This is a genomic window from Dokdonia pacifica (assembly GCF_900188275.1).
GTDB classification, from domain to species: domain Bacteria; phylum Bacteroidota; class Bacteroidia; order Flavobacteriales; family Flavobacteriaceae; genus Dokdonia; species Dokdonia pacifica.
The window spans coordinates 452,524-466,471 of record NZ_FZNY01000003.1 but is presented as its reverse complement, the minus strand read 5'-3'; the positions used below and the strand labels follow the sequence as shown (position 1 = coordinate 466,471).

13 protein-coding genes are annotated in these 13,948 nt (G+C 34.1%); 11 read left to right on the top strand and 2 right to left on the bottom strand.

Annotated features, from left to right (window positions below; genetic code table 11):
- Positions 1–110 precede the first annotated feature (110 nt).
- The 9 genes from CHB80_RS12240 to CHB80_RS12200 all read left to right on the top strand — a co-directional run bounded on the left by CHB80_RS12240 (position 111) and on the right by CHB80_RS12200 (position 9,134).
- Positions 111–1,340, top strand: a complete 1,230-nt coding sequence (locus CHB80_RS12240) for a hypothetical protein (RefSeq protein ID WP_143337118.1) — start codon at positions 111–113, stop codon at positions 1,338–1,340.
- A 117-nt stretch (positions 1,341–1,457) separates the two neighbouring features.
- Positions 1,458–1,868 (top strand): carboxypeptidase-like regulatory domain-containing protein, encoded by a 411-nt coding sequence (locus tag CHB80_RS12235; protein WP_089371752.1) that lies wholly within the window; start codon positions 1,458–1,460, stop codon positions 1,866–1,868.
- A 10-nt stretch (positions 1,869–1,878) separates the two neighbouring features.
- Positions 1,879–2,559, top strand: coding sequence for a transglutaminase domain-containing protein (locus tag CHB80_RS12230; protein WP_089371751.1), 681 nt, complete (start codon positions 1,879–1,881; stop codon positions 2,557–2,559).
- Positions 2,560–2,702: 143 nt separating this feature from the next.
- Positions 2,703–3,797 carry a ligand-binding sensor domain-containing protein gene (locus tag CHB80_RS12225; RefSeq protein ID WP_179218146.1) on the top strand — a complete coding sequence of 365 codons (1,095 nt, stop codon included), beginning with the start codon at positions 2,703–2,705 and terminating at the stop codon, positions 3,795–3,797.
- Positions 3,798–4,016: 219 nt separating this feature from the next.
- The gene (locus CHB80_RS12220; protein WP_089371749.1) at positions 4,017–4,502 is read left to right on the top strand and encodes a hypothetical protein; all 486 of its coding nucleotides are present in this window, start codon (positions 4,017–4,019) and stop codon (positions 4,500–4,502) included.
- Between the two features lie 6 nt (positions 4,503–4,508).
- Positions 4,509–6,074, top strand: a complete 1,566-nt coding sequence (locus tag CHB80_RS12215) for an amidohydrolase family protein (protein ID WP_089371748.1) — start codon at positions 4,509–4,511, stop codon at positions 6,072–6,074.
- Between the two features lie 3 nt (positions 6,075–6,077).
- Positions 6,078–6,668 carry a hypothetical protein gene (locus CHB80_RS12210; RefSeq protein ID WP_089371747.1) on the top strand — a complete coding sequence of 197 codons (591 nt, stop codon included), beginning with the start codon at positions 6,078–6,080 and terminating at the stop codon, positions 6,666–6,668.
- A gap of 135 nt (positions 6,669–6,803) precedes the next feature.
- On the top strand, positions 6,804–7,502 hold the full coding sequence (locus tag CHB80_RS12205) for an NAD(P)H-hydrate epimerase (protein WP_089371746.1): 699 nt from the start codon (positions 6,804–6,806) through the stop codon (positions 7,500–7,502).
- Positions 7,503–7,526: 24 nt separating this feature from the next.
- Complete coding sequence (locus CHB80_RS12200) at positions 7,527–9,134, top strand: NAD-dependent malic enzyme (RefSeq protein ID WP_089371745.1); 1,608 nt, start codon at positions 7,527–7,529, stop codon at positions 9,132–9,134.
- Positions 9,135–9,569: 435 nt separating this feature from the next.
- Here CHB80_RS12200 and CHB80_RS12195 read toward each other — a convergent pair whose 3' ends face one another.
- Entirely contained in the window at positions 9,570–10,292 is a 723-nt protein-coding gene (locus tag CHB80_RS12195) for a hypothetical protein (protein ID WP_089371744.1), read from the bottom strand.
- Positions 10,293–10,746: 454 nt separating this feature from the next.
- A complete protein-coding gene (locus CHB80_RS12190; RefSeq protein ID WP_089371743.1) occupies positions 10,747–11,583 on the bottom strand; it encodes a hypothetical protein in 837 nt (278 codons plus the stop codon).
- Between the two features lie 194 nt (positions 11,584–11,777).
- Here CHB80_RS12190 and CHB80_RS12185 point away from each other — a divergent pair, with 194 nt between their 5' ends.
- Positions 11,778–13,352 (top strand): protein adenylyltransferase SelO, encoded by a 1,575-nt coding sequence (locus CHB80_RS12185; protein WP_089371742.1) that lies wholly within the window; start codon positions 11,778–11,780, stop codon positions 13,350–13,352.
- Positions 13,353–13,363: 11 nt separating this feature from the next.
- Positions 13,364–13,906, top strand: coding sequence for a Crp/Fnr family transcriptional regulator (locus CHB80_RS12180; RefSeq protein ID WP_179218145.1), 543 nt, complete (start codon positions 13,364–13,366; stop codon positions 13,904–13,906).
- Positions 13,907–13,948: the final 42 nt, after the last annotated feature.

Here is a 13,948-nt window from a genome sequence, read left to right as displayed (position 1 = left end):
CTCCTGCCCTAGTATTACTTACATTTTATTCAAAAACTTTCTTTTAAACTAAATAATTAGTTAAACTAATTATTTAGTTATATTTACAACTGCAATTAATTTAGAAAGTTATGTCTTCCAAAAATAGTCTTAATGTATTCTTTTCTTTAATGCTGCTAGTAATTATTTTTAGCTGTAAGGAAGATAAAAGAGTCATAGAAAAAATAGTGTTTACTTCAGATTATAAGTTTAATAAACACATCCAACAAAAGGTAGATCAAGATACTGTACCTTGGAAATATCAAATCTCGGCTTCAGATTATGCCACAAAAGGTTCTTATAAAAATGCCCTCACCGATTGGGATTTAGCAATGGGCGGAAGAGAACAAAACTATACTCCTACTCAAATAGATTCTATTCATAAAAAATATACCAAAGTAAACGCTTCTAAGTATATCATTGAACAAGCAAAACGTACACAAGTAGTGATTATAAATGAGGCGCATCATAATTCATTACATCGGGTATTTACAAAATCCCTTCTTGAAGATTTATATGAACTAGGGTATAGAAATTTAGGTCTTGAAGCCATAGAAAATGGAGAGAAAGTAGACTCTTTATTAAATGAACGCGGATATCCTATTCAAAAAACGGGATATTATACTAAAGATCCTCTGTTTGGTGATTTAATTAGAACTGCTCTACAAATTGGATATACCGTTTTTCCATATGAACAAACAACTAATGTTAATGGAAAACTAAGAGAAATTGAGCAAGCAAAAAATATCCAAAAAGTACTTCAAAGCAAACCCAATGAAAAATTTCTAATTCATTGTGGCTTTGATCATGCTTTAGAAGGAACGCATTCATCTTGGGAAAAAGCCATGGCTGGAAGATTAACAGAATACACAGGTATCAACCCGCTTACGATTAATCAAGTGGTATATAGTGAAAAGGGGAATACAGCGTATAATCATCCGTTATTAAAAGCATTGGATATAAAAGAAACTTCTGTGGTCATAGATACAGTTCAAAACCCTTTAAGATACAAACGAGGAGAAGCTTGGTCTGACATTGCTGTATTTCATCCCAACACAACCTATGTGAATGGTAGACCCAATTGGTTATTTGAGCATGGTAATCAACCTACAGCTGTACCGTTAGATGATCTCACAATTGAATATCCCGTTATGGTACTAGCCTATGTAAAAGGAGAAGACATTATGACCGCTGTTCCTATTGATATTACTGAAGTCAAAACGAGTGCTGATAGCTGTTATCTTGGTTTAAAAAAAGGCACCTACAGCATGGTAGTCACCAATGGAAAACAATCCTATACGTTTGATCAGATTGTTAACTAACTATTAGAATACTCGTCAATATAGCTGTTTTACTCAAGCATTGGTAGGGTTACCTCATTATAGCTTTTTATACATACGATGTATCTCTAAGTTTGATAGAAACAAAACAAATATATTATGAAAACACTATGTATTCCAAAACAACAAAACGTATTAAAAACGTGTATGGCATTCGGGATGGTTCTAATTCTTTCATTAGTTACAACCACCGTAAATGCACAAGAAACTGAACGAACCGTAACGGGACAAGTAACTTCTACAGATGGTGTTGTACCTGCTGCTACTGTACTTTTAAAAGGCACCTATATCGGTGTGGTATGTGATGATGATGGGAAGTTTACATTTCCTCAAAAACTTAAAGAAAATGATGTATTGGTAGTCACATCCTTAGGATATAAGGATAGAGAGATTAAAATCACAGGGAATATGACGTATATCGAGCCATTTCTAGATGATATCCCGCTTGTTATTATAGCAGCTTTACGTACCAAAGCTACTGTACCTCCATCTGATATAGAAAAGAATTAATAATATTACTATGAGAAGGTACCTTCTTTTAGTGTTCTTCACTTTTATACAGTTCTTGCAAGCGCAACAAAGCGATTTTAAAAACATCGATTTTACAAAAGCTGAAAACAATGCAGAGCGATATAAAGGTGAAGAACTTACTAATTTACCCATACTTGCACATCATCTAACATATACCTTAGATACCGATGTAGAGCGTTTTAGAGCTATTTATTATTGGGTATGCCATAACATTAAAGGCGAGTATGGCATGATGCTAAAGAATAATCGCAAACGTCAAAAACTGAAAGACAATCCTGAAGCATTACATGCTTGGAATCATGAGTTTAAAAGAAAAGTCTTTAAAAAATTAATCAACGATAAAGAAACACTCTGTACTGGATATGCCTATTTAATTAAGGAGTTATCTAGATTGGCTGGTTTAGAATGTAAAATTATTAATGGATATGGTTTAGACGGGAGTTTGAAATCAAAAAACTTAGAAATGCCTAACCACTCCTGGAATGTCATTAAACTTAATGGAAAATGGTATGTCTGCGATGCAACTTGGTCTAGTGGTTTTACAGATGTAACGACAGAACTATTTGAATTTGATTATGACAATTCATATTTCCTCATGGATCCATCGGTATTTATAAAGACCCATCAACCAGAAGATGAAGCATGGACATTACTCCCTCAAAAATTATAACAGATATGAATGAGTATACGCTTTCAAGGAGCAGAGTGACGTAGAAGTTTATGCTGAGCTCAGTCGAAGTACGAAAGCGTATATAACATCTTTTATTTTTAAAGGATTATATGTTTATCTTTAATGAGCATAACATATCATTTATGAAAAATAACGTCCTCTTACATAGGATGAAATATTACATTCTATTAGTTTCAATCTGCATAACTTCTTGTATTGATCAAGATGGTACAAACGTGCAAGAAGAAATTACAATAGCAAAAAATGTAAATTCTCAAAAAAAACAGACCACTCCTCAGCTCGTTGAATACCCTACCATACAACTTACTGCACCGCCTATAAGTGATTTTGTACGTAGAATATTCCAAGATTCTAATGGAAATTTATGGCTTGGTACAAATGGAGATGGTGTGGCACGTTATAATGGAAAATTTTTAGAATATTTTACATTTAAAGAGGGATTTGGAGGAGCAGCCGTACGAAGTATTTTAGAAGATCGTGATAAAAACATCTGGTTTGGAACTAATGGAGGCGTCACAAAATATGATGGTACTACATTTACAAACTATACAGAAAAAGAAGGATTAGCAGATAACAATGTATGGAGTATGACGATAGATAAAGATGGGATGCTATGGATAGGCACTTTACAAGGAATAAATACTTTTGATGGTGCTTCATTTAAGTCCTTTCTACTTCCTGAAACAGAAGAAGATCACAGAAGAGGTGTGACTAGTAAAAAAATTGTGCATAGTATTATGCAGGATAGTAAAAACCGTATGTGGTTTGGCACCAATGGAGGGGCCTATATATATGATGGAAAGACATTGACTAATCTTTCTGAAAAAGATGGATTAAGTGATAATTCGGTCAATGATATCTTAGAAGATACACAAGGGAATTTTTGGTTGGCTACTCACTTTAAAGGAATTAGTAAATATGATGGAACCACTTTTACAAACTATACAAAAGACGGTGTGATTGCTGGTGATGAAGTTTGGAGTCTATATGAAGATCAAAACGGACATATTTGGTTTCCAGCAGAGCATTACGGTGTATATCGCTATGACGGTACTACATTTACAAACTTTTATAAAGATCAAGGTCTTACAACCAATGGAGTACAATCTGTATTTCAAGATCGTCAAGGAAAGATTTGGGCTGGAGGTTGGCAAGGACTCTTCAGAAAGGAAAAAAATACTTTTGTAAGTGTTTCTATTAATGGTCCATGGAAATAAGAATCATTTGTTCTCTGATATTTTGAAAAGGGTCTACGCTTTCGCGAAATCGAGCTTGTGAGACCTATCTACCGGCAGGCAGGTTCACGACAATCAAGAGAGCGAAGCGTTAAAGCGTATAAAGCCACTATAAAATCTAATACCTACATTTCCCTCACAATACGTATCTTTAGCAGTGAACATTCAATTTTCATAAAACACCTTTATAATCAACAACCCATGAATACAAAGATTATTTATACACTTATTATCTTTTTAAGCCTCTCTCATATAGGATTTTCTCAAGTAACACATACTACAGAAAAATATTATTTCTCATTTCAAGCATCGTCAGATTTGGAAGTATATGATACCGAATCAAAACGTGTTATAGGGTATGAAAGTGATGATAAAGCTGTAGATACAGAGATTTTCTTTCCTAACGAAGTATCAAAAAACTATCTCAATGATCTTGCACGTACCACAGAACAAGTAGCGAGTATGCTTAGTTTAAAAGAGGTGCAAACTGCTCAAAAACTACCCAATGTTGTCAATGGATATTATGTAAGATGTTCAGATATTGATGAAGGCAAAAAAATTCCTGTATACGCAGTTGTAATGTATAACAAAGAACGAAATTTGATATACGAAGCAACCATATATTGTTATGATGGTGATGTAGAAGGCGGAAAAAAAATTGCACAAAGTTTTACTCTACTTAAATAACCATCCATGAAAAAACAACTACTTCTCACTTTAGCTATTATTTTGAGTGTATACGCTTTCGCGAAAGCGCAAACACAGCAAGGCCCATTTAATCAATTAATCATACGTGGTGTTACCGTTATAAATGGTGATGGTGCACCGCCTATTGGTCCTGTAGATATTGTTGTAGAAAACAATATAATTAAAGAAGTTAAAGTAGTAGGCTATCCAGGTGTTCCAATTGATAATGCAAAAAGACCTCAACTTAAAAGTGGAGGGAAAGAGCTAGATGCTAATGGGATGTATTTACTTCCTGGTTTTGTAGATATGCATGGTCATATAGGAGGCGTTGCGCAAGGTGCAGATTGGGATTATGTATTTAAATTATGGATGGCACATGGAATAACGACAGTACGCGAACCTTCAGGAAGAGGTATAGATTATGCCTTAGATTTAAAACGCAGATCGGCAAAAAATGAAATTATTGCACCTCGTATTGTTGCCCATACAGGGTTTGGACAAGGGAGTAAAACCCCAATTACAACAGCAGAACAAGCAAGGCAATGGGTACGTGATAATGCAAAAAAAGGAGCCGATGGAATTAAGTTTTTTGGAGCAGAACCACATATCATGCAAGCAGCCCTTGAAGAGAATAAAAAACTAGGCCTTACCTCATCTATGCATCACGCACAATTAAGTGTAGCAAGATGGAATGTATTACACTCGGCAAGAGCTGGACTTACCTCTATGGAGCATTGGTATGGATTACCAGAAGCGCTATTTACAGATCGTACTGTACAAGACTATCCGTTAGATTATAACTACAATAATGAGCAACATCGTTTTGGAGAAGCGGGTAGATTATGGCAACAAGCAGCAGCTCCATACTCAGATCATTGGAATGCGGTCATGGAAGAATTACTAGCTTTAGATTTTACACTTGATCCTACATTTAATATCTATGAAGCAAGCCGTGATCTCATGAGAGCACGAAGAGCAGAGTGGCATGAAGATTATACACTTCCATCCTTATGGCGTTTTTATCAACCTAGTAAAATCTCACATGGATCCTACTGGCATTTCTGGGGGACAGAAGAAGAAGTTGCTTGGCGCGAAAATTACCGCTTATGGATGACCTTTATCAATGAGTATAAAAACCGAGGAGGACGTGTAACCGCAGGATCTGACTCTGGGTTTATCTTTCAATTGTATGGATTTGCTTACATACGTGAATTAGAATTATTAAGAGAAGCTGGTTTCCATCCTATGGAAGTTATTAGAGCTGCTACGCTGAATGGAGCCGAAGCATTACGTATGGATGATAAAATAGGGTCTATACAAGTAGGAAAACTAGCCGATTTTGTAATTGTAGATGAAAATCCGCTCCAAAATTTGAAAGTACTCTACGGTACTGGTGCTATCAAACTTACTGAAGACAATGAAGTTATTCGTGCTGGTGGTGTAAAATACACCATTAAAGATGGGATTATCTATGATGCAAAACAGCTATTACGTGATGTAAAAGCAATGGTAGACAAGGCAAAAGCAGCCGAAGGAGGATTTGAAATCAAACAGCCAGGGGTTAAAGATTAATCAATGAATTATATAATTATTGCTGCTTTAATAGGAATTTTAATAGTTCCTATTTTAATCGCTTACTATTATGATTATAAAAGTAATCCTAAACAGTTTTCATCATCTTTAAAAATAGACCTAGTAGATCTAAAAAAATTATTACGTTGGGTAATTCTTTCTCTTCTAGCACTAGGAATCAATTTCCTTTACAAAGCTGTCATCCCTTTTAATAAAGAGCATGGAATAATTTTCAACCAAGAAAGAGAAAATCTTGGATTACCTTTACTAGATGAAACTTGGTATTTAGATAAAGATCACTCTAAACAATTTACTACCTATTGGTGGAAAAATGATGTTGAAAAAGGATTGTTTAAGAAAGAAATAACCTATAGTATTTTTGATATTAAAGCAGAAACCAACTATTATAAAAATCCTAATTATCAAAATAAAATAGGAAATTCATCTATTTATGCGTGGTCTATTTATGATTTTAGTACTACATCTACTGCCTATTTTATGGACAATCCTGAATATGGATTTCCATTTGAGCCTAAGCAAGAAAAAACAATAGAAATCCCCCAAAAGGTATTTAATGAGTACCTGTCAGAATAAATTTACATTTTATAGGGTTTAAAATGTCGCCTAGGCGACATCTTGCCAATTCTACACTTTTTGTCGTAAGTTCTTTTTATTAATTTCGTCTAGTAGCATATCATTTATACTAACAACCAAAACTGATATCTGTACATGACAGCTGCTGTTCATTACCCAGAAATTGAATATCCAAAAGAAAAAGCATTAACGCTACAAGCCTTTAGAGATATGGATTATTATGCCGTCGAGCAGTATCATCTCCCTATAGAACTTATGATGGAAAATGCTGGATTACAATTGGCTTTAATGATTGCAGAAAAGACTACAAAGGCGCAAACCATTAAAATAGGTGTTGGTAATGGAAATAATGGTGGCGGTGGCCTTGTTGCAGCACGAAGATTGTCTGCATGGGGATATAAAGTCTATATTGACCCCTTTACTGAAATCACAAAAAAACTTCCTAGTCTTCAGTTAAAAAGAGCTTTAAAGTTTGGTGCATCTATCGATCATATACTATCACCAGATATATGGGTAGATGCGTATCTAGGTTTTTCGCAAAAGCTACCTTTAAGGGAGAATTTAGCACAAAGGATTAAAGAGGCAAATACAAGTCATTCCTATAAAATAGCACTTGATATCCCTACAGGGTATTTAGGGGATACTACTTCTCTATTCTTTGAGGCAGATACTATTGTTACACTAGCTGCTCCCAAAAAAATCTTGTATAATCTTCCCACTTCAACAACTATATATATTGCAGATTTAGGGATACCAGCTTCAGTATATCAAAAATTTCATATAGATCATTTTCCATTTGAACAAAGAGGCCTTATCCAACTACAAAGAAAATAACATACTAAATAAAGATTTATGTCAATGCAAAAAAGATGTTTAGCCATATTAGAAGACGGAACACTCAATAAGTCAGTGTCTTTTTCTAAAGAAGAAAGAGAGAAACTAGGTTTGAGAGGGTTACTTCCCTACTCTGTAGAAACTCAGGACACACAAGTACAACGCGTCATGGACGGCATACGACGTAAAGGGTTTGATATAGAACGTTATATTTTATTATCATCATTACAAGAAAGAGATGAACGCCTTTTTTATAAAGTAGCTATAGATCATATAGAAGAAATTATGCCGTTAATTTATACTCCTACAGTAGGGCAAGCAAGTAAAGAATTTTCGCATATTTTTAGAAGTCCAAAAGGATTTTATATTACTCCTGATGACAAAGGAGATATAGAGACTATTTTAGAGAACTGGCCAGAAAATGATATTAGAATTATTGTAATCACTGATGGGCAACGTATTCTTGGTCTTGGAGACTTAGGTGCAAATGGTATGGGAATTCCTATTGGTAAATTAGCGCTTTATACAGCATGTGCTGGTATACCACCGCATCAAGCATTACCTGTGATGCTAGATGTAGGTACGAATAATGAAGAGTTACTAAGCGATCCTTTATACTTAGGATACCCTCATAAAAGATTAGAAGGTCAAGCATATCTTGAGCTCGTTGAGGAATTTGTACAAGCAGTTCAAAAAAAATATCCAAGAGCTCTGATTCAGTTTGAAGATTTTTTAACTCCAAATGCATATGGACTATTAAATACCTATAGAGATCGTATTCTTAGTTTTAATGATGATATACAAGGAACTGCAGCTGTTGCATTAGCAGGCGTATATGCCTCTAGTAGAATCACAGGACGTTCTTTTGTAGATTCAAAAGTGATGTTTTTAGGTGCTGGATCTGCAGCAACAGGAATTGCTGATTTAATGGTTGCTGCATTTGTAAATGAAGGGTTATCTCTAGAAGAAGCTCGTAAACGTTTATGGTTTGTAGACTCTGAAGGGCTAGTGGTTGCAAGTCGTACAGATTTAAGATCTCATAATTTACCATATGCACATGAAGCAATACAAAGCAATTTTATAGATGCTATAGACAGTGTACAACCGCATATTTTAATTGGTGCTACAGGAGCTCCAGGGACATTTACACAAGAAGTTATAGAACGTATGTCTGTGTTAAATGAACACCCCGTCATTTTTGCTTTATCAAACCCTACATCCAAAGCAGAATGTACCGCAGAACAAGCATATACATGGAGTAATGGAAAAGCTATTTTCTCTAGTGGAAGTCCATTTGGTAACGTGAATTATAATGGGAAGGTATTTCGTCCTGGGCAAGGAAATAACGCTTATATATTTCCAGGTTTGGGATTAGGAGCTATTATAGCAAACGCATCCATCATTCCTGATGAACTATTTCTAGTAGCAGCAAAAACATTAGCGCAACTTGTAACCGATGAAAACCTTCAAGAAGGTGCATTATATCCTAGGTTAACCGAAATAAGAAGACTCTCTATTGAAATAGCAATAGCGGTTGCAGAAAAAGCATATAAAATGAAGATTGCAAGAGATGAAAAACCTTCTAATCTTAAAAAATATATAGAAGAATATATTTATCACCCAAATTATTAAAAAATAAAAAGCACGTCACTCATAAAGAGTAACGTGCTTTCATTTTAAAATAGAATGTTAACCTCAAGGTCGCTCTCATTGAAAAGTCTCAAAAGATGGTACGCACTTGTACCTCTTTTTGATTAGAGTCTTTCTCCACCGAAGTTCCTACAACAATCATTTGAAAAGTAATGGTTGTCTTCACTTACAATGGCAAAATACATCTTTCACAAAAGTGTCTTATGAGGGATTAGTGTTCATAGTACATCAAAGCAATTTTTACATCACTAAGTTACACATACGTTTTACTAAAGAACCTCTGCACTAATGCAATTATAAATTGCCAGAGCAAGCTATACACATCTCAAAAACTAGTCGCCTGACTATTTTAATAAAGGTATTTCTTGTATATAGCGTCCTACGCGGTTAAGGTCATTCTATTTATGAACATATTGCTTAATCAAAAGCAAAATTTATAGCATCTGTTTCTTCTCCACTTCCCATAACTATTTTTAAATCTATAGGATGTGAGGTATAATTTGTATTATCTATGGTTATTTGTAATTTCATTTGAATAGGAACATATGATTTCCCATGTCTAGAATACTTAAAAGATCCTGATCTACGTATACTTCCTGATGGTCTGAAATCTCTAAAACTAGCACCTGGTTTAAAATAATGAACTGGTCCAAGGTCCAAGGTCATTTCTCTAGAGGTTACATCATATTCTGACTTCCTATTCCATAAAGCAGCATCAAATGTTAGCTCTTTATAAAAACCTGCTGGTTTTATATAACCACTGGCTAATTTCTTTTTTTGTTTATAGCGTTCTATAATAATTTTAGGTTGATGTTTCACTAAATCAACAGCTCCTTCTATTTCACACACTAATTCTTTGTATTGAATTATTCTACTGAAAAGATGTGTATAACCAGGAATTACTTCCGCTTTACTCCCAGCTGGAGCTTCTATAGTTTTATGAGCCTCTGCAGAAAAAGGTTCATTAGCATCATAAAAATGATAGAACTTAGCTTTTAAAGTTCCCGATGATCGCAATTTCAATCCGAAATTCAGTTCATTTAAATGCACATAAGAATCTATAAGCTGTGCAAACTGAGTTTGTGTTGGTCGATCTCCGTTTTCAAAATATGTTTTTAAGGCTTCTCTTTGTTCTCTCATAATTCTATTTTATCATTTCCTAAGCTAATTACTTATTCAAATGTTTGTCAAAAGTAGCATCCTATTTTTTAAATTTCACTACTTTTTCTCAATCAGATCAGTAGTTTCAGCTCTTCTTTAAATTCTACTTTATTACAATTTCAAAATGATATAATGACATTCATTTTTATATCATTCATAAAGATTCAGTTAACTTTTATTTCTTAACTGGTGTCAAAAGTAAATGAGGAAATCAAGAATCACACTATTATTTCAAGATCAGATCAATAGCTTCAGTGGTTCTTTTAAAATGCTATTTCAATGATGTATTCATGTCTTACTTTCTCGTATTATTGACACTCCGTTATCTTGATTTCCTTCATTACAACGTACACCTCAAAAATATAGGTTCAGGTTGTAAAACATGGGTTATTTTCAAGATCAAATCAGTAGTTTCAATTCTTTATTAGTAAATCTATACTAGTTCTATATACCTAATATTAATGATGTCTAAAAACCTAGTAGACATTTGTATTTTCATAACATCACTATCAGCTACATCTGTAAAAGTATGCTTTGTTACTCCATTAATTTTAAAATGTAAAATACCATTGATTCTCTCAAACATATAGTTATGATTAGTCACAGGAGGTCTCAATGAATTATACACATTAGAACCAAAACCAAATCCAGATGTAGATTGATTTAAAAACATTCCTATTTCAGAAGGGAGTTTATTTAAATACACATCACCTCTAAAGAGAACTTTGTTACCAGCTTGTGTTAGTAAATCTATTCTACTACTACCTAAACCTACTCCTCCTTGTGTATTTACAAGTGATTCAGAAAATTTCCATTCTAATCTGAAATCTTTATCAATGGGTATAGAAAAAAACTCACCTATTCCAGCTATATTATCATTCAAGACTTTAATCTGTCCGTCTATGCTTGTATCTATTTGCCCAGAGACAATAGTTATTGTTTCTTCTGTAGGTATAAACACTTCACCTAATGCGATCAATAATACTTCTTTAAAAGTGACTTCTATTCCATTATTTAATATGATATCAAAAAGGCCTTCGGTCGCACCCGTAGAAACACTAACATTTACCTCATTATCACTTATAAAATCTATTGAATTAACTGTTTGCCCTCGAAAATCTATACTCATATCTGGAGTAAAGTAAGAGCCTTTTAATGTAAAAAATGCAGTGTTATTTGGTAAGTTACTTGTTGCTATTACTTCTCTTAAATGAGGTCTTATACTAGGTATACCTGTTAACTGTTCTAATCTTACTCGCGTTATTCCCATACTTTTTATTCTTGTTATTATATTACATATAAAGAGATCGTAAAGACATCCCATTTTATATTTAGCTTGCCAAAAGTAGATCAAGTTATTATCAATTAATGTCTATTTTTAAGATCAGATCAGTAGTTTCGGTAAATAGTAATAAGTCACATTTGTCTTCGTAACTTTGAATATTTCCTATTCAAAAAAGCGCTATGCAATTATCTATAGAAAACACGTTTAGTCAAGAATTACCTGCCGATCCTAGTACAGCAAATACAAGACGACAGGTAGAAAAAGCTTGTTTTTCTTATGTAACCCCTAGAATACCATCTGCTCCTTCCCTACTTCAGGTTTCTAATGAAATGGCAGAAACTCTTGGGTTATCTCAAGAAGATATAAAATCAAAAGCCTTTCTTGATATGGTAACTGGAGCCCATGTACAAGAAGGAACTGCTCCATATGCGATGTGTTATGGCGGGCACCAATTTGGACATTGGGCTGGTCAATTAGGTGATGGAAGAGCTATTAACTTAGCAGAAATCACACATCAGAATAAACGTTGGGCAATACAGCTTAAAGGAGCTGGAGAAACACCCTATTCTCGTACAGCAGATGGATTAGCAGTACTTAGGTCTTCTATACGAGAGCATTTATGTAGTGAAGCGATGTATCATTTAGGCGTGCCTACTACACGATCATTATCACTTTCGTTGTCAGGTGATCAAGTATTAAGAGACGTCATGTATGATGGTAATGCGGCTTATGAAAGAGGGGCTATTGTTTGTCGTGTTGCTCCAAGTTTTATTCGCTTTGGAAATTTTGAAATCTTTGCCAGTCGTCAGGATACAGAAACACTTAAAACCCTCACAGATTATACGATTAAGCATTTTTATCCTCAATATGAAGGAGGAACTAAAGAAGGTTATCTTGGATTCTTTAATGAGATCGTACAAAACACATTAGAAATGATTATTCATTGGCAACGTGTTGGATTTGTACATGGTGTCATGAATACCGATAATATGTCTATTTTAGGTCTTACCATAGATTATGGCCCTTATGGATGGTTAGAAGCTTATGAACCTGGATGGACACCCAATACTACCGACCGCCAAAACAAACGATACCGATTTGGAAATCAACCACAGATTGCCCTTTGGAATCTGCTCCAATTGGCCAATGCATTATATCCATTAATAGGTGAAACCGAACCACTAGAAGCTATATTACAAAGCTATCATACGGAGTATCCTAAAAAATATATCGCAATGATGCGAGAAAAATTAGGCTTACAAATGGCTGAGGAATCAGATATCCAACTCATAGCAGATTTAGAGAAAAATCTTCAAGCTTCAGAAACTGATATGACTATATTCTTTAGGAACTTGTCACTCGTATCAAAAAATATAACTACTAGTTGGGAAGATGCTTTTTACGCTTTCGCGAAAGCGGCCTTCTATAAACCAGAAGAGATTTCCAAAACCATCTATTCCCATTGGGAAACATGGTTTCAAAACTATATAAAAAGACTTTCTAGGGAGACTCTAACAGATGCTGAACGTAAAGTACAAATGAATAAAGTCAATCCTAAATATGTATTACGTAATTATATAGCACAACTCGTGATAGATGCCGCAGACAAAGGGGATTATAAACTTCTGGATGAGATCCATACACTTCTTAAAAATCCATATGATGAACAACCGAAGTATGAACGTTGGTTTGCTAAACGTCCAGAGTGGGCGCGTCATAAAGTAGGATGCTCTATGTTATCTTGTAGTTCTTAAAATAGATAGTTTTGATAGAAAATGCTATTCAAATATTAAAAGATAAAATTGCAACTGCCAGTTTATGGGAGCACGAACTTGAATTTAAAAGAGATACATGTATTAAAGAAGCCGGTACCATAGATACAAATCTTTATTTCCTAGAAGATGGAAGCGCTCGTGTTTATATTACTGAAGAAGCTAAAGAACATATCATGTATTTTGGCTATAAAAACTCATTACTATCTGCTATAGATTCTTTTTTAACGGATGCCCCTTCTAAATTATGCATTAAAACCATCAAGAAAACAACAGTTAAGGTGATTTCTAAAAGTCAGTTTTTACAATTTATTGAGAAGGAAAAAGAAACATTATCTCTATGGCAACAGGTTCTTTTTCAATTGTTATTAATGCGAGTTGATCGTGAAAAAACCTTATTACTTAATTCTTCTAAAGCAAGGTATGAACAAACATTAGAAATGTACCCTACATTATTTCAAGAAATCCCACATAGATATATCGCTTCTTATTTAAGAATGACACCAGAAACATTATCTAGAATTCAAAAATCTTAATCTATATCAAGCTTTTTAAATAGAATTCGTCGTAAGATTGTC